Origin of the sequence: Enterocloster aldenensis (assembly GCF_003434055.1) — a bacterium.
Taxonomy (GTDB): Bacteria; Bacillota; Clostridia; order Lachnospirales; family Lachnospiraceae; genus Enterocloster; species Enterocloster aldenensis.
This window is the reverse complement of sequence record NZ_QVEX01000010.1, coordinates 95,417-118,216: the sequence shown is the minus strand read 5'-3', so window position 1 is coordinate 118,216 and position 22,800 is coordinate 95,417. Positions and strand designations below refer to the sequence as shown.

20 protein-coding genes and 1 pseudogene are annotated in these 22,800 nt (G+C 51.9%); 17 read left to right on the top strand and 4 right to left on the bottom strand.

Translation table 11 applies throughout. The features are described from left to right. Positions 1 to 35 precede the first annotated feature (35 nt). From DWX59_RS30090 to DWX59_RS18670, 6 genes and pseudogenes are all read left to right on the top strand, one after another. Positions 36 to 638, top strand: a pseudogene (locus tag DWX59_RS30090) (substrate-binding domain-containing protein); the annotation flags it as partial. Positions 639 to 650: 12 nt separating this feature from the next. Beyond that, positions 651 to 1,622 (top strand): substrate-binding domain-containing protein, encoded by a 972-nt coding sequence (locus tag DWX59_RS30085; protein ID WP_409337941.1) that lies wholly within the window; start codon positions 651 to 653, stop codon positions 1,620 to 1,622. A gap of 120 nt (positions 1,623 to 1,742) precedes the next feature. After that, positions 1,743 to 3,332, top strand: a complete 1,590-nt coding sequence (locus DWX59_RS18680) for a response regulator transcription factor (protein ID WP_117560764.1) — start codon at positions 1,743 to 1,745, stop codon at positions 3,330 to 3,332. Then, positions 3,325 to 3,483, top strand: a complete 159-nt coding sequence (locus tag DWX59_RS28810) for a hypothetical protein (protein WP_166460264.1) — start codon at positions 3,325 to 3,327, stop codon at positions 3,481 to 3,483. Before DWX59_RS18680 ends, DWX59_RS28810 begins: the two co-directional genes overlap by 8 nt. Continuing rightward, on the top strand, positions 3,480 to 4,523 hold the full coding sequence (locus tag DWX59_RS18675) for a sensor histidine kinase (RefSeq protein ID WP_117560715.1): 1,044 nt from the start codon (positions 3,480 to 3,482) through the stop codon (positions 4,521 to 4,523). Before DWX59_RS28810 ends, DWX59_RS18675 begins: the two co-directional genes overlap by 4 nt. Further along, positions 4,520 to 6,040: an ATP-binding cassette domain-containing protein gene (locus tag DWX59_RS18670; RefSeq protein ID WP_117560714.1), complete on the top strand. Its 1,521-nt coding sequence runs from the start codon at positions 4,520 to 4,522 to the stop codon at positions 6,038 to 6,040. The genes DWX59_RS18675 and DWX59_RS18670 overlap by 4 nt, the downstream gene beginning before the upstream one ends. Positions 6,041 to 6,053: 13 nt before the next feature. Here DWX59_RS18670 and DWX59_RS18665 read toward each other — a convergent pair whose 3' ends face one another. The 3 genes from DWX59_RS18665 to DWX59_RS18655 are packed head-to-tail and all read right to left on the bottom strand — an operon-like array spanning position 6,054 to position 9,856. Continuing rightward, positions 6,054 to 7,568, bottom strand: coding sequence for a xylulokinase (locus DWX59_RS18665; protein ID WP_117560713.1), 1,515 nt, complete (start codon positions 7,566 to 7,568; stop codon positions 6,054 to 6,056). A 17-nt stretch (positions 7,569 to 7,585) separates the two neighbouring features. Next, positions 7,586 to 9,037: an ATP-binding cassette domain-containing protein gene (locus tag DWX59_RS18660; protein ID WP_117560712.1), complete on the bottom strand. Its 1,452-nt coding sequence runs from the start codon at positions 9,035 to 9,037 to the stop codon at positions 7,586 to 7,588. Between the two features lie 18 nt (positions 9,038 to 9,055). Continuing rightward, positions 9,056 to 9,856: a DeoR/GlpR family DNA-binding transcription regulator gene (locus DWX59_RS18655; RefSeq protein ID WP_117560711.1), complete on the bottom strand. Its 801-nt coding sequence runs from the start codon at positions 9,854 to 9,856 to the stop codon at positions 9,056 to 9,058. A 295-nt stretch (positions 9,857 to 10,151) separates the two neighbouring features. On the opposite strand from DWX59_RS18655, the gene DWX59_RS18650 reads away from it, so the two are divergent. The 11 genes from DWX59_RS18650 to DWX59_RS18600 all read left to right on the top strand — a co-directional run bounded on the left by DWX59_RS18650 (position 10,152) and on the right by DWX59_RS18600 (position 21,541). After that, on the top strand, positions 10,152 to 11,243 hold the full coding sequence (locus tag DWX59_RS18650) for a substrate-binding domain-containing protein (RefSeq protein WP_166460263.1): 1,092 nt from the start codon (positions 10,152 to 10,154) through the stop codon (positions 11,241 to 11,243). Between the two features lie 56 nt (positions 11,244 to 11,299). After that, positions 11,300 to 12,280 carry a sugar phosphate isomerase/epimerase family protein gene (locus DWX59_RS18645; protein WP_117560709.1) on the top strand — a complete coding sequence of 327 codons (981 nt, stop codon included), beginning with the start codon at positions 11,300 to 11,302 and terminating at the stop codon, positions 12,278 to 12,280. Between the two features lie 14 nt (positions 12,281 to 12,294). Beyond that, a complete protein-coding gene (locus DWX59_RS18640; protein ID WP_117560708.1) occupies positions 12,295 to 13,362 on the top strand; it encodes a zinc-dependent alcohol dehydrogenase in 1,068 nt (355 codons plus the stop codon). Between the two features lie 24 nt (positions 13,363 to 13,386). Beyond that, complete coding sequence (locus DWX59_RS18635) at positions 13,387 to 14,358, top strand: ABC transporter permease (RefSeq protein ID WP_117560707.1); 972 nt, start codon at positions 13,387 to 13,389, stop codon at positions 14,356 to 14,358. Positions 14,359 to 14,372: 14 nt separating this feature from the next. After that, positions 14,373 to 15,881, top strand: a complete 1,509-nt coding sequence (locus DWX59_RS18630; RefSeq protein WP_117560706.1) for a sugar ABC transporter ATP-binding protein — start codon at positions 14,373 to 14,375, stop codon at positions 15,879 to 15,881. 39 nt (positions 15,882 to 15,920) lie between these two features. Then, on the top strand, positions 15,921 to 17,165 hold the full coding sequence (locus DWX59_RS18625) for an oxidoreductase (RefSeq protein ID WP_117560705.1): 1,245 nt from the start codon (positions 15,921 to 15,923) through the stop codon (positions 17,163 to 17,165). Positions 17,166 to 17,206: 41 nt separating this feature from the next. Next, a complete protein-coding gene (gene deoC / locus DWX59_RS18620; protein WP_166460262.1) occupies positions 17,207 to 17,929 on the top strand; it encodes a deoxyribose-phosphate aldolase in 723 nt (240 codons plus the stop codon). A gap of 32 nt (positions 17,930 to 17,961) precedes the next feature. After that, the gene (ucpA, locus tag DWX59_RS18615; RefSeq protein WP_117560703.1) at positions 17,962 to 18,753 is read left to right on the top strand and encodes an SDR family oxidoreductase UcpA; all 792 of its coding nucleotides are present in this window, start codon (positions 17,962 to 17,964) and stop codon (positions 18,751 to 18,753) included. Between the two features lie 4 nt (positions 18,754 to 18,757). Then, positions 18,758 to 19,840 carry an ethanolamine utilization protein EutH gene (locus DWX59_RS18610; RefSeq protein ID WP_147325832.1) on the top strand — a complete coding sequence of 361 codons (1,083 nt, stop codon included), beginning with the start codon at positions 18,758 to 18,760 and terminating at the stop codon, positions 19,838 to 19,840. A gap of 277 nt (positions 19,841 to 20,117) precedes the next feature. Further along, on the top strand, positions 20,118 to 20,648 hold the full coding sequence (locus DWX59_RS18605; RefSeq protein ID WP_117560763.1) for a dihydrofolate reductase family protein: 531 nt from the start codon (positions 20,118 to 20,120) through the stop codon (positions 20,646 to 20,648). A 29-nt stretch (positions 20,649 to 20,677) separates the two neighbouring features. Continuing rightward, positions 20,678 to 21,541: an arginase family protein gene (locus DWX59_RS18600; RefSeq protein WP_235845108.1), complete on the top strand. Its 864-nt coding sequence runs from the start codon at positions 20,678 to 20,680 to the stop codon at positions 21,539 to 21,541. A 220-nt stretch (positions 21,542 to 21,761) separates the two neighbouring features. On the opposite strand, the gene DWX59_RS18595 is transcribed toward DWX59_RS18600, so the two are convergent. Beyond that, positions 21,762 to 22,763, bottom strand: coding sequence for an ABC transporter substrate-binding protein (locus DWX59_RS18595; protein WP_117560701.1), 1,002 nt, complete (start codon positions 22,761 to 22,763; stop codon positions 21,762 to 21,764). Positions 22,764 to 22,800: the final 37 nt, after the last annotated feature.

Below are 22,800 nucleotides of genomic sequence, written 5' to 3'. Positions count from 1 at the left end.
AGGCGGCAGGGGAACTGGGCGTGACCGTACAGTTCATGGCCCCCAATACAAAAGACGATGCGCAGCAGATTGAGTGTGTAAACAACGCGGTGTCAGCCGGCGCAAAGGCCATCATCGTGGCTGCCAACGGCCCGGATGCCATCTCATCCGCGCTGAAGGAGGCCCAGTCCTCCGGCGTAAAAATCGTATATGTGGATTCACCGGCCAACGTGGACGCAGAGGCAACCTTTTCCACGGACAACAAGGCGGCCGGCAAGACAGCCGGGGAGGAGATGTTAAAGGCGTTAAGCGCAGCAGGCGTGACTTCCGGCTCCATCGGCGTCATCAACGTGAACGCGGCAACGGATTCCTGCGTCATGCGTGAAGAGGGCTTCCGCTCTGCATTTGAGGGCAAGGGCTTTACACTGTTAGAGACACAGTACGGGGAAGGCGATGCAGCCAAGTCCCAAAGTATTGCCGAGAACTATATCACCCAGGGCGTGGTGGGTATCTTTGGCTGTAACGAAGGCTCCACCACAGGCGCTGGCAATGCCATCAAGGCATCGGGTAAGGACGGAATCATCGGCGTTGGCTTTGATAAGTCGGACGCCATCCTTGGACTGATTGATGACGGATACCTGCTCTGCACCATGGCCCAGAACCCGGACGTAATGGGGTATGAAGGCGTTAAGGCGGCTGTTGCGGCTGTTGGCGGGGAATCCCTGGGCGGCAAGGTAACCGACACAGGCGTATCCGTCCTCACGGCACAGGGCGGGACAGCCAGCGCGGCATCAGAGGGAAGCACTGCAAAAGCCAGCAAGGAATATAGGATTGCCCTGATAACCATGGACTCCATTGACCAGCACTGGGTCACGCTGAATGAGGGCGCACAGAAGGAAGCAGAGACCCTTGGCGTGTCCGTAACCTTCATGTCCCCCAATACCAAGGATGATGCACAGCAGATTGAGTGTGTGAACAATGCGGTTGCAGGCGGCTATGAGGCCATCATCGTGGCTGCCAACGGCCCGGATGCCATCTCATCCGCGCTGAAAGAGGCCCAGTCCTCCGGCGTAAAGATTGTATATGTGGATTCACCGGCCAATGTGGACGCAGAAGCCACCTTTTCCACGGACAACAAGGCAGCGGGAAAGACAGCCGGGGAGGAAATGTTAAAGGCGCTGGAGGCAGCAGGCGTGACTTCCGGCTCCATCGGCATCATCAACGTGAACGCGGCAACGGATTCCTGCGTCATGCGTGAAGAGGGCTTACGCTCTGCATTTGAGGGCAAGGGCTTCACACTGTTAGAGACACAGTACGGGGAAGGCGATGCAGCCAAGTCCCAGAGCATTGCCGAGAACTACATCACCCAGGGCGTGGCGGGCATCTTTGGCTGTAACGAAGGATCCACCACAGGCGCTGGCAATGCCATCAAGGCATCGGGTAAGGACGGGATCATCGGTGTTGGCTTTGATAAATCGGATGCCAACCTTGGACTGATTGACGACGGATACCTGCTCTGCACCATGGCCCAGAACCCGGACGTAATGGGCGCAAAGGGCGTGGAAGCCTGTGTTAAGGCCCTTGAAGGAGACTCCCTTGGCGGAGCCGTATCCGATACAGGCGTGTCTGTCCTGAAAAAATAATAAAACCTGAAGCATACAACAGGAACGCCGCTCTGAGGAACGGCGTTTTTGTTGAAATGCAAAACCCGGCATGATATGATACACAGGGGAGGGTATGTAAAAGGCCTGAGGGGGGAACTTATGTTAAAAGTAATTATCGCGGATGATGAACGACTGATATGCAGGCTGGTCCAGGCCCTGGCGGATTGGGAATCCCTGGGCATGGAGGTAGCGGCCCTGGCTGAGAATGGCCTGGAAGCGCTGGAACTCATTAAGTCCAGGGAGCCGGACATACTGATTACGGATATCCGTATGCCTGGATGCGACGGCCTGGAGCTGATACGCAGCGCTAAGGAGCTGATGCCGGACCTGGAGGTGGTCATCATCAGCGGATACGCGCATTTTGAATATGCCCAGAAAGCAATGAAATACGGGGCAGGATATTATCTGTTAAAACCCATTAAGCAGACAGAGCTGATGGAAACCCTGGTAAAGATACGGGAAAAATGCCAGGCAAGACAGGAAACCAGGTCGGCCATCCACCGCCAGCACCAGAACAGCCAGGAGGACCTGAGCCGTATCCGGGAAAGCCTGATGAAGGACCTGCTGTCCGGCAGCCTGGCGGATCTGACCGCGGAAAACCTAAGGGGCAGCTATCACGTGGACACGGCCGGGGACATGTACCAGGTGTTCATGGTGAAGATGGACTGCAGCATGGAGCAGGTGAACCGCACCGCGGCCAAGGTCATACAGGAAAAAATCAGGGATATTTTTCATCATACCATGTCCTCTATCTGCTGCGACATGGTGCTGTATTTCCAGTCCTATACCGGATACGGGCTTCTCAATTATGATTCCGGCCGCAGGGATGAGGTGCGCAGGGGGCTGCGGGAATGCCTCAGCCATCTGGAAGTGAAAAAGGACCTGATGGGTCCCCTTGATTTCACGCTGAGCCTGGGCGTGCCCGCCGCTGCACCGGCCCTTCTTGGCGCTTCCCTGGAATGGGCAAAGGGAGCCATGTGGGAGCGGCTGATGGAGGGGACCGGAAGGCTTTTGGAAGCGGTCCCTGTTGGTTCGGGCCTGGAGAAACAGAACCTGCTGGACCGGTACATGAAGCTGATGGAGCATTCCGTGGACACCCTGAACCTGGAAGAGGCAGGGGAAGCATGCGGTATGCTGGAACGCGAGGCACTGGGGCTGGAGCGGATCTGCGGCAGGGAGATACTGGAGCTGGTGCTGTCCGCGGGCCGTCTGTTCATTGCCAGGACCGCCCTTAATAATGTGGAGGAAATCCAGCAGGATTTTGCGGCCCGCTGCCGCCAGTGCAGTACGGTTGGCGGACTGTTCGGGCAGCTGAAACAGATACAGACCAGACTTCTGTCTGAGGCCAGGGACCTCCGCAGCAATGAGGCCGCCCGTCCTATCCGCATTGCCAAACAGTATGTGATGCAGCATTACCAGGAGCCCATTACCCTGGAAACCGTGTGCGAGGACATCGGTTTCAGCGTCAACTATTTCAGCACCCTGTTCAAACGGGAAACCGGGGAGGGATTTGCCAAATACCTTACCAGGGTCAGGATGGAGGAAGCCAAAACCCTTTTAAGGGAAACCAGCCTTCCTGTGGCTGAGATATGCGGGAGGGTGGGATACAGCGACAGGAAGCATTTTACCCATACCTTCCATAAGGACACGGGGCTTAACCCGGCGGAATACAGGAAGCTGTATGGATAGGTCTGGAAGACAGGGGCTGGGGCTGGCGGGATGGGCGGTGCCGGAATGGGAAGTGGCAGGACAGCGGTGCCGGAATGGGGGGTGCCGGAATGGGAAGTGGCAGGACGGCGGTGCCGGAATGGATGGTGCCGGAAGGAGGCATGGGATATGAAACGTTTTGAATATCTGTCAATCCGGGTCATGGCGCTGCTGGCGGCAGCGCTGTGTATCCATCTGTTTCTTATTGCCGTGCTTTTGTTTCTGGCCTTCATGGGCCATGCGCCCTTCTGGCCCGCCATCCTGTCCCTGGTCCTTCTGCTGGGGCTGCTATGGTGGTTTGGCGCCATGATCCTAAAGCCGTACCTTCACATGGAGCGGACCATGCGCCTGTTCCTGGACGGATATACCACGGCGGACCTGACCCATCTGTGCCAGACCGCGCCCACGCCCATGGTCTACCAGATGCTGGCCCATATGATGAAGATCATGGATTCCTCGGAACTGCTTAAGCTGAATAAACGTCAGGCCCAGTATCTGGCCCTGCAGAACCAGATTAACCCGCATTTCCTGTACAACACGCTGGAAAGCATCCGCAGTGAGGCGTTGATTGCCGGGCTTACCGGAGTGGCGGATATGACGGAAGCCCTTGCGGCATTTTTCCGCTATACCATCAGTAAGGTGGAAAACCTGGTGTCCGTGGAGGAAGAACTGGAGAACTGCCAGACCTATTTCAGGATCCAGCAGTACAGGTTCGGCTCACGGCTTGACCTGACCATTGAATGTGACCCGGAGGAGCGGGAAGAAATCTATGGCTGCCGCCTTCCCAAGCTGACCATGCAGCCTATCCTGGAAAACAGCATCATCCATGGAACGGAGTGCAAGATAGGCACAGGCCACCTGACCATCCACCTGGAGCGCAGCGGCAAACGCCTCCTGATCCGCATATCGGATGACGGCGTGGGCATGGATGAGGAGGTCCTGTCAAGGATGAATGAACGGCTGGGCAGGAGCGGACAGGCATTTGCCTCCCAGGGTTCGGAAACCAGGGGAGGAATCGCGCTTGTGAATGTGAACAACCGCATCCATCTGCTGTTTGGGGAGGAATACGGGCTTCATGTGTTCTCCATGCCGGGGGTGGGCACGGATGTGGAGATTAACCTGCCGGCCATTGCCAATGACAGGGAGCTTAAGAATAAAGAGGCTTTAAAATGAGGGAAGAAGTATACCGCATGGAGCGTGTGACGTACTGCGAACAGGGAGTGGCCCTGCTGGAGAATTTCAGCATGGCCATCTGGACAGGGGAGATACTGGGGCTTGTGCCGGCCAACCATTTTGGGTTATCCGCCCTGCTGCGGCTGCTGCGCCAGAACCTGCCCCTGCACTATGGATTTGTTTACTACAAGGAAAGGCTGGTCAATGACTGGCGTTTTCCGTGTACCGGCATGAACCGGGTCAGCACCAACCGGGTCAGCATCATCCAGAATCAGAGCTGCCTGGCAAAAGACCTGACGGTGGCGGATAACATTTTCGTGCTCAGGCCGGGCTTCCGCAAAAGGCTGATGCAGCCCGGGATCCTCCGGGAACAGATAAAGCCCTTCATGGAAGACATCGGTATGGAGATACCCGCAGATGCCTATATAGAAGACCTCAGTACATTTGAACGCTTTGTGGTGGAGCTTTTAAAGGCAGTGGTTGCCGGGAACCATCTGGTGGTGCTGGAGGATATCAGCACCTTCATCAGCGCGGCGGAGCTTGAAAAACTCAGCAGTATCCTGCGCCACTATGCAAAGCAGGGGATGTCGTTCCTTTATGTGGCAGCCCATTTTGAAGAGGCGCAGCAGATATGCGACCGCGCGGCCCTGATGCTCAACGGGCAGATCATAAAATGCTTCGGCGGGGCAGAGAAGCCCCCGGACCCATTTTTCCTGCGGTGCACCGAGGACTTTGACCGCCATGTGCGTGAGCGGATGGCCCGGCAGGACCGGACGGAGACGGGCCAGGACCATATAGTGTTCAGGATGGAAAACCTATACAGCGGGCTGGTGGAAAACCTCAGCTTTTCAGCCTGCAAAGGGGAATGCCTGGTGGTGCAGGATCTGGACAACTGCATGATACAGGAACTGGTATCGGTGCTGTCTGGCGGGACCAGGCAAAAGAGCGGCAGTATATGGATTAACGGGACCCTGTCAGGTGGGCTGAATGACCGCCGGGTGGGCATCATCCAGGAGCTGCCCGTACATACCATGCTGTTTCCCAATATGAGCTATCTGGATAACCTGTGCTTTACGCTGGACCACCGGATGAAGGGTGTGTGGGGAAGGGGGAAGATAAAAAAAAGCCTGCGCAGGGAATACGCAGGTCTTTTAGGGGAAGATGTATTTGACACGCCCATCGAGCGGCTGACCGAACGGCAGAAATATGATTTGATTTACACCCGTATCTTTCTCCAGGACCCGGATATCGTATTCTGCGTCCAGCCTTTTAAAAGTGCGGAGGTATCCCTGCGCATCCATATCATGGAACTCCTGGAGCGTTTCCTGAACCGGGGAATCCCGGTGGTGATCATGGCCGTGAACCTGGCTGATTCCCTGGCCCTGGCCGACCGGCTGCTGCGGGTGGGACGGGGCGGGACCGTGCAGGAGTACTGCAGGGAAGAATTCGCAGCCCTGCCCGTGAATACCCCTTGGCTGTATCTGTATCAGGAGGGGCAGGGCGGGACGGAGTATTGAGGACAGGGATGGGTCATGCCTTTGTCATCATCCCGCTTAATTCGGCCAGGTATCCTGCCCATCTTCGATAGACCGGAAGAAGTGTTTCGTATAAGGCATTGGCGTTTGGATCGGGCATGGAGAGGTCTTCGGTCCGGTGTATGTGCGGGATGCGCCCATATCCATCCCATAGGCCGCATCCGTTGGCTGCCAGGGCCGCGGCGCCAAGGGATGCGGCATTCTGGTCAATGTTGGTTTTCAGGACCGGAAGATTATAGATGTCCGCAAATATCTGGCGCCATATGGCGCTTTTGCTTCCGCCGCCGCAGATGAGCATTTCCCCGGTAATGGTGGTCTGGGTCATCAGGATATCCAGGGTGCAGCGCAGGGACATGGCGATGCCTTCCATGGATGCCCGCACCAGGTCCTCCCTGGTTGTGCTCAGGGATAATCCCATGAACCCGCCTTTCAGGCCTGGAGATGGCTCCTGGGCGCTGCCGCCGGCCAGGGTGGGGTTGAACATGACCCCGTTGCTGCCAGGTGGGACGTTTTCAGCCATACGGTTCATGGCATCATAGGTATCCGTACCATCCCCTAAATCCCGGCACAGGTTGTCACGGATCCAGCGGAAGGAATTGCCGGCGGAGAAGATGGAAACAGCGCATGTATAGTACCCCTTCCTGGCATGGGCAAATACAAAGGGTTTTGTATCCCTGTCCACAATGGGTTTTGTGGAAGTCACGGCAATCCAGCTGGAAGAACCAAGGGAGGTATAGGCAACACCTTCCTTTAACCCGCGTGCGCCCAGGGCCATGCATGTATTGTCAACCGCGCCGCAGGCAACCGGGGTGCCTTCTGCCAGTCCGGTCATACGGGCAGCCTCTGGGGTGACGGTTCCGATGATGGCGTCGCTGGGGCGGATTTCAGGGAACAGTTCCGGCCGGATTCCGGCCGCTTCCATGAATTCCGGCTCATAATCCCATTTTAAGAGGTTAAATACCCCAAATCCCGATGCGTAGGAAGGATCCGTGCACATGGTTCCGGTGAGCATGTAATTGATGAAGTCCTTGGACCCCAGGATTTTGTGGATCTGGCTGTACAGGCCGGGCCGATGCTTCTTCATCCACATCAGCTTTGTGATGGTGTAACACTCAGCCGGGTCCCCGTTGCCGGTGGTCAGGTACCATCTGTCATAATCCAGCTGCGAAAACAGTTCTCCTGCCTCTTCCTTTGCCCGCATGTCACACCAGATGGGCACCTGGTCTGCCAGAAGCCTGCCCATGCTGTCAAGAGGCACTGCCACCAGGCTGTGGCCGGAAAGGGCAACACAGGCAATGTCCGATGCAGATGAGCCGGATGTCAGGAGCAGCTTTTGGGTGGCGGCGCAGACATGGTCCCACCAGTCCATGGGACGCTGCTCCACAAAATGTTCCTGCGGAAAATACGTTTCATACTGGATGAACACGTCGGACAGGGAGGCCCCGTCTTCCGAAAACAGGGAGGCCTTGATGCCTCCGGTCCCCAAGTCATAAGCAATCAGCTTTTTCATATGAAAATCCCCCAATCTTACAGAACAGAATATAAAAAATCATTGGTTATTTTATCTGCCGGATACAGCCCAACCTGTTCCCCTGCCTTTAAAAGCAGGATGCGGTCGCACATGCCGATCAGCTCTGAAAAGTCAGATGAAATCAGTATGATGGAGGCGCCCCGGGCCAGCAGCGCGTTGTATATATTATAAAGCTCGCTTTTAGATGTCAGGTCCAGGTTGCTGGACGGCTCGTCAAATATGTAAAGCCTGGCATCCTGATACAGGGACCGGGCAATCAGCACCTTCTGCATCTCACCCTGGCTTAACTGGTCCACGGGAACACGGCAGGAAGGTTTGCGTATGCTCAGCCTGTCCATGTAATCCCGGGCATACAGGTCCAGGGTATGGTCGGAAATCATATAAAAACGGGCGGCCTTTTGCACGTTGGAAGAGGTGATGTTAAAGGTAAGGTCTTTTCCGGAGAACAGGGAGTGGCCCCCGCAGTCCCCGGGCAGGATGCTGATTGCGCCTGCCCGGTCCAGGGAAGGCGCATATACCAGGCAGCCGGAGGTGATGGGCCGTTCCCTTAAGATGGCATTGATGAGGGTGGTGCGGCCGGAGCCGACTACCCCGGCAATGCCCAGGATTTCCCCTTCCTGCAGGGTAAATGAGACATCCTTGATAATGCCGCTGGATAGGTGTCTGGCTGTCAGCAGCGGCTGTCCTGGCGTCCGTGCAAGCTTTGGATATGAAAAACTCTTCTTAAAGGTCAGGACCCGCCTGACAAAAGCCTCATCCCCCAGTTCTGCCCGGGAGTAGGACTCAGTGATCCGTCCCTGTTCCACCAGGGAAATACAGTCGCAATAGCGGATTACCGTGGAATACTCATGGGAAATAAGGATAATGCAGATGTTCTTCTGCTTCAGCCCCGTCAACAGATTCATGATCCGTTTTGTCTCTAATACGGTGAGGGATGCCGAGAATTCATCCATAATAAGGATCCTGGGCCTGCATAAAAGGATCCGTCCAATCTGAAGCAGGCATTGTTCTCCTTGGGACAGATGGTCCACGGATTGTTCCAGGTTAAGGTCCAGCCCCAGCTCCTTAAGGACCTGACGGCATACTGCTTCCTTCTTTTCCTTGGACGGGTTGAACAGCCGGTTGTGGAAAATAAGCTGCTCAATGCCCAGCAGAAGGTTGTCCATGATGCTTTTACCGGGAAAAAGCTGAAGGGATTCGGTCATGAGATAGATGCCGTTCCTGTGGGCAGAAGATATGCTGTGGATGTCCAGCTTCCTGTCATCCAGCCATATGTCCCCGGATATACGGGGAAGCATGCCCGCCAGGACCTTGGCCAAAGTGGTCTTGCCCTCGCCGTTGCTTCCGATAATGGCAGTAATCTCTCCGGAGGAAGCCTCAAAGTCCATATGGCTTTCCGGAAACGGGCCTGCACAAACATTTGTCATACGAACTACGAATTTATCCATAAACAGTCCTCATGAGGTTTATAAATTTAACGGCTTTAAATCATAGGAGGTAAATGTCCGTATTCCATGTTCAATGTAATACTGGTGGTATTCCTGCGGAATATGGTTGTTGGTCACCACAGTGGACGTATAAGTCAGATCCCCAAGACGGATAAAGGAACGCCGGTCAAATTTCTTGCTGTCAATGCACATGACAGTTTCATTACAGCGGCTTGATATGGCTTTGATGATGTCCAGGGCGTTCATATCCGTCAGGGTATATCCTCCTTCTATGCTGGCTGCATCCACGGAAAAGAAGAATTTGCTCAGATAAATGTGTTCCAGTTCTTTGTTCAGGTCCTCAGGTACCGTATACATGCCGGAGTTCTGCATCCGCCCCCCTAAGAACAGCAGTTGGGCTGATGCATTGCCTCCGAAGATATTGGCAACATAAAAGTTATTGGTCATGATATTCAGGTTCGGGCGCCTGGAAAGCGCCTTTGCGATATAGCTGCTGGTGGTGCCGGGACCAAGGAAAATCCACTCCCGTTCCTTGACTAGCTGGGAGGCGGCCAGGCCCACCTCTTCCTTTTCTTTATCGTACGGGATATTCAGGCTGTCCGTGTGCCCGGACTGGAACTGCTGTTCTGGAAATACCTCTGTATTTAATGTGGCTCCGCCGTGGTAACGTGTGAGGAAGCCGCTTTTTTCTAATTGTTCTAAATCATTCCGGATGGTTACTTCAGTTACATTTAAAAGAGTGCTGAGAGTGGCGACATCTATCTGTTTACGCTCGAAGATGATTTCTTTAATACGGTGTAGACGTTCTGCCTTAAACATTCATGCCCCTCCTTTTCAAATCATTTTTCATTATAAAGATAACATAAGAAAAGAAAAAATTCAACAAAAAAAGAAAAATAAAAACAAAAGAAAACGAAAAATATAAAAAGAAAAAAAAAGAAAAACCCTTGAAAAACGAAAATACATATGCTATAATGACGAAAACGAAGGAAGAAAGAAGAATTTCTTTAACGATTTGGCCAAATCAGTATCGTTTTTGTTAAAAAATTAACTTACCGGGATGCGAGGGGGATATCCGCAGATGTCCGGGGATAATAAGAAAGAGAGGGTTATCATGAAAAAAACATTAGCAGTTCTTATGGCATTGGCAATGGCCGCTTCCATGGCCGGCTGCGGCGCGGGAAGCCAGCCGGCATCAGGAGATACGGGGGCAAAGACGGAGGCGGCATCATCTGACCAGGAGAAATCCGGGACAGGGGACAAGGAAAATCAGGGGACAGAAGGTCAGGATACCGCAGAAGCCGGAAGAAAGTATAGGATTGGTTTTGCCAATGCTTCCATATCAAACAGCTGGCGTGTAAAGATGCGCGACATGCTGGTGGATGAATGCGACCGCCTGGGAGTGGAACTGATAGAGACTGATGCCCACGACGATGCAAATACCCAGAACAGCAATATAGAAGCCATGCTCCAGCAGGACCTGGATGCAATCCTGATTACGCCGTGTGTGGAAGATGCGGCCAATCCCGGTATCGAGGCTGCGTTTGAGACCGGAATCCCGGTTATCATTTTTGACCGCACATGTACCACGGAGGATTACACGCATTTTGTAGGATATTCTGATAAGCAGAATGGGGCGGAGTGCGCAAGGATGCTGGTGGAAGCCCTGACCCAGCGCTATGGGGAACCAAAAGGGAATATCATCGCACTGGACACCATGGCCGGTTCCAGCACGGATAACTTCCAGAAAGAGGGACAGGATTCCGTATTTTCACAGTATCCGGATATTAAGATCATTGCAAGGCAGTATACGGATTTTGAGGTCAGCAAGGGCAAGAGCTTCATGGAAGACTGCCTGGCAAAGTTTGGTCCCGGGGAAATCGATGGATTCATATCACAGGACGGCGGGGTGACCTTGGGCGCCGTGGATGCCATTAAGGAGGCTGGACGCGACCAGGAAGGCATCATTTTCACAAATGCAGATGGCATCAATGGTGTTGTGAAGATGATTAAGGATGGAAGCTGCGTGGGCCTGACCCAGTTCCCGTGTGCGGCCAGCGTGGACGCCCTTCATGTGGCCATTGACTGTATCGAAGGAAAAGGGCCTGAGGAAAAAGATGTGATGATGGATTCCATTGTGGTCACAAAGGACAACGTGGATGAATATCTGATGCCGGACGGGGATGATTATGACTGGACTTATTAGGTAATACGGGATATGACAGGAATATATGAATAATCGCATATACAGGGGGTACATAGATGCAGATTGGATTTTGTGTTGTAAATTATTCGGAAAAGCCGCTGGAGGAAGTCCTTAAGATAGCGGCGGACAATGGTTATGATTGTGTGGAACTGCCATCCTATGTGGGTAATGGACAGGTGGATGCCGAGGATATTTTAAAGAATCACAGGGCTGGGGAACTGAAGAAAATGGTGGAGGGTTATGGCCTGAGGATTGCTTCCCTGAGCAATCATGCGGATTCCCCGCTGATTATGGGACCTTACAGTGACGGGACTGTCTCTTCCTGCAAGGGAACAAGGGAGGAGAAAATCCGTTTCGGCACAGAAAGCATGATACGCTCCGCACAGCTGGCGGCAGAGCTGGGAGTTCCGGCGGTGGTTGCATTTTCAGGCATGGAAAACTACGGACATATCAATGACTGGCCAGAGCCCAATGGATGGAAGTATGAAGAGGAACAGTTTGCGTTAAAATGGGGCAGGGTCATGGATAAGTACAGGGAATATGGTATAAAGGTTGCATTTGAACCGCATCCCAACAACGTGGTTTACGATACCCAGTCAGCCCTGCGCCTTTTGGAGGTGGTGGATAACCACCCGGCATTTGCAATCAACCTGGATCCGGCCAATATCCTGTTCTCAGGGGTGAATATCCAGACATTTGTAGATGAGCTGAGAGGACGGATAGCCCTGGTGCATGCAAAGGACTGTGAGATAGTGTACCACAACCTGGCAAAAGGCGGGCTTAACATGTACATGCAGGACGGGTGGGGACGTCTGGACCGCTCCTTCCGTTTCCGTATACCGGGATGGGGCGATGTGGACTGGAAGCGCCTGATCAGCGAACTGTTCATCACAGGATATGATGGTGTGTTTAATTATGAGCATGAGGATGTTATCATGAGCCGCGGGGATGGCGTGAAGAAAACCATTGAATTCCTGCGTCCGCTGATGATTGACGCGCCCTACGAGGGACGCAGCGACGCGCTGTTCACAAAGTAAAGGAGAAGATTAGAATGAGGAAGATGAGGGCACAGGTTCTTACAAAACCATATCATTATGAATTTTCAGAAGTACCGGTACCGGAGATATCGGACGACGAAGTACTGATTAAGATTAAATACTGCGGGATCTGCGGTTCTGACTGGGGGTCCTATACAGGGAAATATGCGGACGAGGTGGCATGTCTGCCTTTGATAACAGGCCATGAATTTTATGGAACCATTGAGGAGGTGGGAACCAATGCGCAGGGATTAAAGCCCGGGGACAGGGTGACATGTGATATCTGTAAGCCCTGCGGCACCTGCTATCACTGCCGGATTGGGGAACCCCTTCTGTGTACGGATTTTAAGCAGATTGGAATCCATGTGGACGGCGGGTTCGCAGAATATGTAAAGGTTCCGTGGAAGAACGTATACGTGGTGCCGGATGAGGTGTCGGATGAAAAGGCTGCATTTGTAGAACCGCTTACGGCCTGTCTTAACGCATCCAGGAAAATGGACTGTGTCATGGGAAGAAGCGTGGTGGTCATCGGCGCAGGTCTCGGCATCATCCATGCATGCCTTGCAAAGCTGCGGGGCGCAGCGCCGGTGATTGTCATTGATGGCAATCCGGACCGTCTTTTGATGGCCAGGGAAATGGTGGCAGACCATGTCATTAACTTTAAGGAAACCCCGGATGTGGTGGAGGAAGTCATGAAGCTGACCAACGGCGTGGGAGCTGACTTTGTGCTGGAAGCAGTGGGGAACTCCAAAACCTATGAGCAGGCTTTCCAGATGGTCAGGAGAGGCGGGAAGGTGGAGGCATTCGGCATCTGTGCGGATGACGATTATGCCAGCCTGCCCCCGGTGAAATTCGTGCTGGAGGAAAAGAAGGTCAGCGGAAGCTGTGCCGGAATCGGATATGACTGGGGCGATGCATTGACACTGCTTAAATATGACCGCGTGAATCCCATGCCCCTGATTTCCATGATTGTTCCGCTGGAGGAACTGGAGGATGCGGTCAATGAAATCCGCAAGAACCCGAAACTGGTCAAAGTTCTGGTAAGCCCTGAGGCGAAAGAACGGGTCATACTTTATAAATAAGCCTATAAGGGGGACAAAACGAACATGAAAGAAAAAAGTGGATCCGGAATGGTGAAAAGGATACTGAACAATCCGGTCAGTGGTCCGTACATAGCGCTGATTATCCTGTTGGTAATTGCAAGCATCATATCACCTATCTTTCCGACATTTAAAAATATTACCAATATACTGCGGCAGGCCTCCATTGTGGGTGTGGTCAGCATCGGCATGACCATGGTGCTGCTGGTAGGAGGGATTGACCTTTCCGTTACAAGTACCATGGCAATTGCGGCCTGCGTGATGGCAAGGATGATGGAACCGTATGTGGCGGCGGGGGGAACCGGCATCTACATAGGACCTATCCTGCTGGTGTTGTTCTTTGGGTTTGTCATTGGACTGGTTAACGGCAGCATCATTGTATGCAGGGGCGTGGAGGCATTCATCATCACCCTTGGCACGGGCCAGGTACTGAAAGGCCTGAATTACATTTATACCAACGGAGCGCCGGGAGGTTCGGTTTCCAAATTCTGGTCCACCTTTGGTTCCAAGTCCCTGGGAGGAGTCATTCCTTACGCGGTGGTCCTTTATGCAGTCATCATGGTCATATTCATGATCCTGCTTCACAAGACCGTGTTTGGACGTCATATCTATGCCATCGGCAGTAATTCCGAGGCTGCCAGGCTCTCCGGCGTAAAGGTGAAGTTCCATAAAATCATGGCATACGGGCTCTGCGGCCTGACCGCGGCCATTGCAGGCGTAATGCTGGCTGCCAGGGTCCGGGTAGGCGAGCCCAACGGCAGCACGGGGTATGACATGGACGCCATTGCCGCGGTTGTCATCGGAGGCACATCCATGGCAGGAGGGCGCGGTTCCCTGATCTGTACCCTGGCCGGTGTGCTGATCATGGCGGTGATGAATAATATCCTGAACCTGCTGGGAGTGAATCCTTATCTTCAGATAGTAATCAAGGGTCTCATTATTCTGGTGGCGGTTTTGATTCAGAAGAAAAACAAATAATTTGAGGTGAGCATATGAGCGAATACGCATTGGAAATGCTTGACGTTACCAAGACATTTTCCAAAGTGACCGCCTTAAATCATGTGGACCTGAAGGTAAAGGAAGGAGAGATACACGCTCTTATTGGAGAGAATGGCGCAGGAAAATCAACCCTTATGAAGGTTCTGGCTGGTGTTTACCAGGCAGATAGTGGAACTGTACGCATTTTTGGGAAGGATATGCATTTCCATAAGCCTCAGGATGCCATTGATAAGGGGATTGCCGTCATATACCAGGAGCTGAGCCTGATCCCGGATTTAAATGCGGTTGAGAATCTGATGCTTGGACATGAGATTCATAAAAACAAGTTTATTAAAAAGAAAGAGGAAGAAGCATTTGCAAGAAAATGGCTGGACTTTGTAAGCGCGGGCACCATCCCGGATTACCATACGCCGGTAAGGAACTTAAGCGTTGCCCAGCAGCAGATGATAGATATTGCCAAAGCAGTCTCCTATCATGCAAAAATCATTGTCATGGACGAACCCACGGACAGCCTGACCCAGAAAGAGATTGACGTCCTGTTTGAAATTGTCCGGAAGCTGAAACAGGACAACATTACGGTGATTTACATCTCCCACAGGCTGGAAGAACTGTTTGAAATCTGCGACCGGATTACAGTGTTAAGGGACGGTGCATTTGTAGACTGCGCAAACATTGCGGATGTGGATAAGGACTGGCTTATCGGGAAGATGATTGGCCGGGACCTGAAAGACACGTTCCCGCCCCGCCGCAGGGTCCTGCCAGAGGAAGTGGTGTTGGAGGCAAGGGACTTAAGCGGGGAGCATTTCCACAATGTATCCTTTTCCCTTCACAAGGGGGAAATCCTGGGTTTTTCAGGGCTGGTGGGCGCTGGAAGGACTGAGGTCATGCGGGCCATATTCGGGGCGGACAAGGTACATTCAGGGGAGCTTATACTCTTTGGGCAGACCGTGCGCATCACCCACCCCTGCCAGGCCGTGGAACACGGTATGGGGTTTGCCACAGAGGACAGGAAGGCCCAGGGGCTGTTCCTGAATCAGACAATCAAGGATAATATTGCCATTGCCTCACCAAAACGCGTTTCCTCCAACGGATTCATGAAGGCAAAGGAGGAGACAAAGCTGGCAAACCAGTACATGCAGGAACTGAAAATCGCGGCGCCTGATATCTTTAAGGTCTGCAAATTCCTGTCAGGAGGCAACCAGCAGAAGGTGGTCTTATCCAAATGGCTGGCTTCCCAATGCAGGATACTGATTCTGGATGAACCCACCAGGGGAATTGATGTGGGGGCAAAATATGAGATTTACCTGCTGATGGATCAATTGGCAAACTCCGGGGTCAGCATCATCATGATTTCTTCGGAAATGCCTGAAATCATGGCTGTCTCGGACCGGATTATGGTCATGCATGAGGGGACGGTGACAGGTGAACTTTCCTTTGAGGAATATACGGAGGAGGATATCATGAAGCTGGCCAGCGGTGAGAAGCAGTCTGGGCGGGAGTGAAGGATGTTTGGATGAAATCATAAAAAGGAGAATTCATATATGGGATATAAAGAAACATTATTACAGCCGATTAAGATTGGAGGCAGGGAGTGCAGGAACCGCTTTTTTGCGCAGCCCATGGAGTGTGTGGACTCGGATGCAGAGGGCAATCCCACCGACCTGACCTATGAGCGGTATGAGAACCTATACAAAGGCGGGTTCGGCCTGGTGGACCTGGAGGCCATAACAGTAACCAATGAAAGCAGGGCCAGGAAGACACAGCTGGAAATCATGCCGCGCAACGAAAAAGCCCTTGAGAAATTCATACGCAGGCTGAAGGAAATAAATCCGGATGCCATGATAGTGTTCCAGCTGACCCATTCCGGGGAAATCAGCGAGCCTGAATTTTCCAGAAGGGTCTGTGTAAAGCCGGTTTATGGGCTGGAAGGTGACATCCTGACAGAAGAGGAAGTGGACCATATCATGGACCAGTTTACCCTGGCAGCGAAAATCTGCCGGAATGTGGGTGCGGACGGCGTGGACATGAAGCTGTGCCACGGATATCTGGGGTCCCAGATCATCCGCCCCTATAATGACAGGGACTGGAAATACGGGGGCTCTTGGGAGAGGCGTTCCGCATTTGCTTATGATTTGATGGAGCGGATCCAGAAAGCGGTTAATTTTGACAAGAACTTCCTTATCGGATCCAAGATGTCCATGTGGGAAGGCTTCCCGGGAGGATTCGGATCAGCCGGCCCGGATTCACCTCTGATGGACATGACAGAACCCATAGACCTGATTAAGGGGCTGGAGAAGATGGGGGCATCTTATTTTGTTGAATCCTTGGGCAATGTCCACTGCAGCATGAGTTTTATGGAAGCAGCCACCAATGACCCATATTTTTCCTACCTGCACATTTACTTTGCAGACCTTATGAAGAAGGCCCTGAATCCCGGGACCGTGGTCATCGGTTCACATTTTTCCTCCTTCCGCGGAGGGAAGAACAAGCTGCTGTCCATTGAACCGGAGAAATCCTCCCTGTTTGCAATGGGCGCCAGATGTATTGAGGACGGCATGATGGATATGGTGGGCTTGGGACGCCAGTCCTTTGCAGATCCCCTTACCCCGCTAAAGCTGATGGAGGGCCGGGAAGATGAAATCAAATACTGTACCCAGTGCATGAACTGCGAGGAACTGATGATACGCCAGCAGCCGGTGGGATGCGTGGCATTCAACAAGCCATATACACAGAGGTTTGTGGAAATACGCAAGAAGATGGGAAAGCTTACGGAACTGCATACCTAAGGAATGTTATAAAAATTCATATAGAAAGAAAGGCAAAGAAAATGAAAGAGTACAGAAAAGACGTATTAACAGTAAAGGATATCGCTTACATGATGGATCCCAGCGTTTTAAAGCTGGATACCACAATCAGGGATGTTGAGGCCATGGTGGAAGCCTGCAGGAAATATGACTTCGGTTCCTGCTTCTGCTGGCCCTGCTATTATCCTCAGCTGGTGGAGATGTTAAAGGGTACCAACACAGCATTTGGAACCTCCCTTGCATTCCCGTCCGGCCAGGAATCCACAGAAACCAAGGTGTATATGGCCCATGATTTCATGAAGCTGAACCCGGTGGAAAATGATATGGTCATGAATGTGGGGTGGCTGAAGGCCGGATTGTATGACAAGGTCCTGGAGGACATCAAGGCTGTCAGGGAAGCAACCAGGGGGACCTCCCTGAAAGTAATCATCGAAGCAATGGTTCTGACGGATGAGGAGATTGTAAAGGCATGCGAGCTATGTATTGAAGGCGGCGCAGACTATGTCAAGACAGGAACCGGGTTCTCAAAGGAGCCTACCAGCCTCCATCACGTGGAACTGATTAAGGCAACGGTAGGGGACCGTGCAAAGGTAAAGGTTGCAGGGGGCGTCAGGGATTTGGAAACTCTTTTAAAGATGTATAAAAGAGGCGCATGCAGATTCGGCATCGGACTTAGTTCGGCAGTGAAGATTATTGAGGAAGCCATTGCGGTGGGACATGATATTGATATGTCTGAAATTGATTGATGACCGGATTTTCAGTTAAGGAGAATAGGAATATGGGAAAACTTACAGGCAGGACAGCTTTGATCACAGGCGCTTCCCGGGGAATCGGCGAGGGGATTGCCAAGACTTTTGCAAAACACGGGGCCAGGCTGATTCTTTTAGATGTCTCCCCGGAAGCCAAAACATTGGCAGAAGAACTGAAATCCCAGGGATATTCCTGCGCAGCGGTCCAGGCAGATGTGCGTGATGCTTCCCAGGTGGCGGAGGCAGTTGAAGAGGGAATGCATCAGATGGGTGAAATCGACATACTGGTCAACAATGCAGGCGTGTGCAGGCTTGGGAATTTCCTGGAAATGAGTGATGGGGACAGGGATTTTCATATTGATATCAATATAAAAGGGGTATGGAATGTGACAAAGGCCGTGCTTCCCGGTATGGTAAAACGTGGGGATGGAAGGATCGTCATCATGTCTTCCGTAACCGGGGACATGGTAGCGGACCCCGGGGAGACAGCCTATGCCCTTTCTAAAGCAGCACTGGTTGGATTTACCAAGTCCCTTGCAGTGGAGTTTGCCGGTTCCGGCATCCGTGTTAACGCCATCTGCCCAGGATATGTGCGTACCCCCATGGCTGAGAGCATTGCCCGTCAGTCAGATCCTGGGAATCCGGAATCCATCCTGACAGAAATGGCAAAGGCCATCCCCATGAGAAGGCTGGCCGCCCCTGCAGAGGTAGGAGAACTGGCAGCCTTCCTGGCATCGGATGAATCCAGCTATCTGACAGGTACCCAGTCCGTCATTGACGGGGGAAGCACATTGCCGGAAAGCGTCAGCGTGGGTGTATAATATCATGATATTATCAAAGGGTATTGTATTTATAATGGCCCTGTTCCTGATTGCCGGCGGTTTGGATAAAATCGCCGGCAATCGCCTTGGATTAGGGCAGGAATTTGAAAATGGCTTCCACGCCCTGGGGCCGCTGTCCTTAACCATGGCAGGAATCACCAGCCTGTCACCGCTGCTGTCCGGATGGCTGTCCGGCGTGGTGGGGCCTTTGGCTGCAAAAGCAGGGATTAACCCGGCCATGGCCCCGGCCCTCATGATACCGGTTGACACCGGATGTTATCCGCTGGCCCATGCCATGACACCGGATGGGCTGATGGCTGACTTCGCGTCCCTGATAGTGGCGTCCATGCTGGCGGCCAGCGTGACATTCAGCGTTCCGGTGGCACTGTCCATTATCAGAAAAGAAGATTACGGATCCATGGCAATGGGCACCATGGCAGGCCTTATTGCACTGCCCGCCGGCTGTCTGGCCGGAGGCCTTCTGCTGGGACTGCCTGTGGACATGGTATTGCTTAACCTGCTGCCCGTAATCGGGGCAGCCCTGGTACTGGCAGCCGGGTTATTCTGGTTCCCGGATCAGACAATACGCTTTTTTGTATTGTTCGGAAGAGGCGTGGTAGTGGTCATTACCCTGGCACTGATAACAGCCGCCGCACAGGAAATAACCGGGATAACGGTTGTAAAAGGAATGGCACCTTTAAAAGATTCCTTTATAATCCTGGGGAGCATTGCCGTCATGCTGTCCGGCGCCTATCCCATGATGGCGGTCATCCGCAGATATCTGAAGGGACCTCTTGGCAGGGCGGGAAGATACCTGGGGGTTAATGAAACTGCTATGGCAGGATTCCTCTCTACCCTGGCCAACAATGTGCCCATGATGGCAATGGTAAAGGACATGGATGAGCGGGGTAAGGTGCTTAACTTCGCGTTTGCCACCTGCGCGGCATTTACCCTGGGTGACCATCTGGGGTTTTGTTCCGCGGTTGCACCGGAACGGATTGGGGCCATGGTGTGCGGAAAACTGGCAGGAGGCGTGGCGGCGGTGGGGGTGGCTTTATGGCTGGTCAGGGAGAGAAGGGGGAGCTGAGGTTTCCTCCTGGCGCTTCTGTTACTGCTTCTGTATCCATCGTCCATTATCTGTCGTCCATTCGGAATCAGATACTTTTATAATTAGGGAAACCGGTTCTGTCCCGGTTTCTTTTTGTTGTGGTTTAATCCCGGCTGTAGGGAAGCTGACAAAGGCCAGTGATATTCAGGCATTGAGTCATCATGGATATTCTTGCTTTAATTTTAGTATTACATTTGATATAATAAAACATATTGGGATTTGGAGAGGAAAATTGGGATTTATAGAGGTTGGAAGCATGAGAAAAATCAGTTTGTTTATTGCGATGAGCCTAGATGGATACATTGCGGATATCAGGGGCGGTGTTGATTGGCTGGAAGGGCAGGGAAGCAATAATGATGGGATGGATAGCTATTCCAAATTTGTAAAAGACATTGATACAATAATAATGGGGTGGAATACGTATCATCAGATTGTTACTGAACTTTCCCCGGACGAGTGGGTATACAGCGATTTTACAACTTATGTAATTACGCATAACGGGCATGCTTCCTCGGCAAACATCCGATTTACAGATATCAATCCGGTTAATCTGATAAAAAGGTTGAAAAAGGAGCCTGGAAAAGATATTTGGATTTGCGGCGGGGCTAATATTGTTCAGCAGTTAATGAATGAGGATTTAATTGACTGCTATTACATTACTGTAATCCCAACGCTTTTAGGCAATGGGATCCGGCTTTTTGAAAATGGGAAGCATGAAATTCAGCTGAAGCTGATTGACACACAATCATATAATGGTATGGTGGACTTAGTTTATGACCGAAGATAGGAAAGAACCAGTATGTTAGGAGAAAGAATATGAGAAAGGATATGAAAACAATTAGATTATTGTACCCTGATTATGTCAGCGGCGGCCTGGAAACATATTATTTTGGGGCGGAACTGCTGCAGTACATATTGCCGCAGAACGAAAACCAGCCGCTTGTGAAGGTGGATGTCATTCCTCCTAACGGCGGGGAAAAAGAAATAATGAATGGTATTGCTGCCGAAGATGAAGTCATAGCGGGCATTCAGGATGCGCAGGAAAAGCTGGCTACGGAGAAACCTGACCGAATCATCACCATAGGCGGAAACTGTATGGTTTCACTGGCTCCATTTGATTATCTTCACGGCATATATGGAAACGCCGGGATTATATGGATTGATGCCCATCCGGATGTCTCTACGGTAGATGACGGTTATCCCAATGCCCATGCCATGGTGCTGGGGAGCCTGATGGGACATGGCGCTGCACAGCTTTCCTCACATATGTTAAATAAAAAATTCAGGCCCGATGAAATTCTCTATGTCGGTCTGCAGCCGCTTCATGATTACCAAAAGAATTTTCTGGATGAGGCGGGTGTAAAATACAAAGTGCAGGACAAGGATTTTGTTTCGGATGATGAAATCAGGAATTTTATGTGCCGCTTTGACCATATCCTTATTCATTTTGACATTGATGTGCTGGATGAGCATTTTTTCCACTCAACCTATTTTGCCAATCCTGAACTGGTTGGCGATGGTGCAGGCGGCGGCAAGATGACAATTGAGAAACTCTCTCATGTGCTGAAGGTCATCACAGGGAATTCCGACGTGGTCGGATTTACGGTTGCAGAGTATCTGCCATTTGATGAACATAGGCTGCATAAGATGTTTTCTGGAATAAAACTGTTTACGGAGTGACGGTATTCCGGTCTGTCAAACTGGAAATTGAACGTTGCGGGAACAAATATGCATTTCAAATAAGACACAAATTATCCAGAGGAAAAACTAATGTTTATCAGGGCATATTTACAAATCATATCATTTCCGTTTGTGTTTAAGTGTTGGAAATCCCCGGGAAGTCAGCTTCCCCGGGGATTTTTTAATAATCCGGAAAAATGATCCGGTAATATTGGCAGGTTTACTTCGCGGCTTCCGAGAACTGCGTGGTCACAAGATCCTCGTAGGGCACGCGCTGGTTCAGCTCTCCTGCTTCCTGCAGAATATTCTCCAGAAGCTCAAAGCTGTCTTTTTCAAAGACCGTGTTATCCTTCCAGGTATCCTGGTCCTTGTAACGGCCAACAATGATAGCGATTTTGTCCACAGGGGTCTCCTTGAACTGGGGAGCAATGGTTTTGGCTATTTCCTCGGCGGAGTGGGAGTTGACGTAGTCCATGCCTTTCTGGATGGCATTCGTGAACTTCTGGATTAATTCCGGATTATTCTCCATATAACTCTTCCTGGCACAGTATGCGGTATAGGGCACATAACCGGATTCCGTTCCAAGGGATGCCACAACGGTTCCGCTGCCTTCGCTCTCCAGGGTAGTTGCAAACGGCTCAAATTCAACGGTGTAGTCAGCATCGTTGCTGGTAAATGCAGCGGCGGTCAGCCCGAAGTTGATGCTCTGGTCAATCGTAAGGTCTGTTTTGGGGTCAAGACCGTGTTTCTTAAGGATATACTCAAATACCATCTGGGGCATGCCGCCGGCACGTCCTCCAAGGACTTTCTTGCCTTTCAGGTTTTCCCATTTGAAATTATCTTCCGGCTGGCGGCCCACCAGGAAGTTACCGGCGCGCTGGGTCAGCTGGGCAAAGTTCACGGCGTAGTCCTGTGAACCTTCCTGATACACGTAAATGCTGGCTTCTGAACCCATGAAACCAATCTGCGCGTCACCGGAGATAAGGGCGGTCATGACCTTGTCTGCCCCTGCGCCGTTGACCAGGGTCAGGTCAATGCCTTCCTCCTCAAAGTAGCCAAGTTCAATGGCCGCGTACTGTGGGGCGTAGAAGATAGAGTGGGCCACCTCGTTAAGGACCAGGGGCGTGCTGCCGGAGGCAGCCCCGCCCGGAGTTTTTGCACAGCCGGTAAGGGCAGCGGCTGCCATGGCTCCTGCCAGTAGGATGCTTATAAATTTTTTCATAGATACTCCTTGTGTTTGTTGGGGTTTAGTATATTTT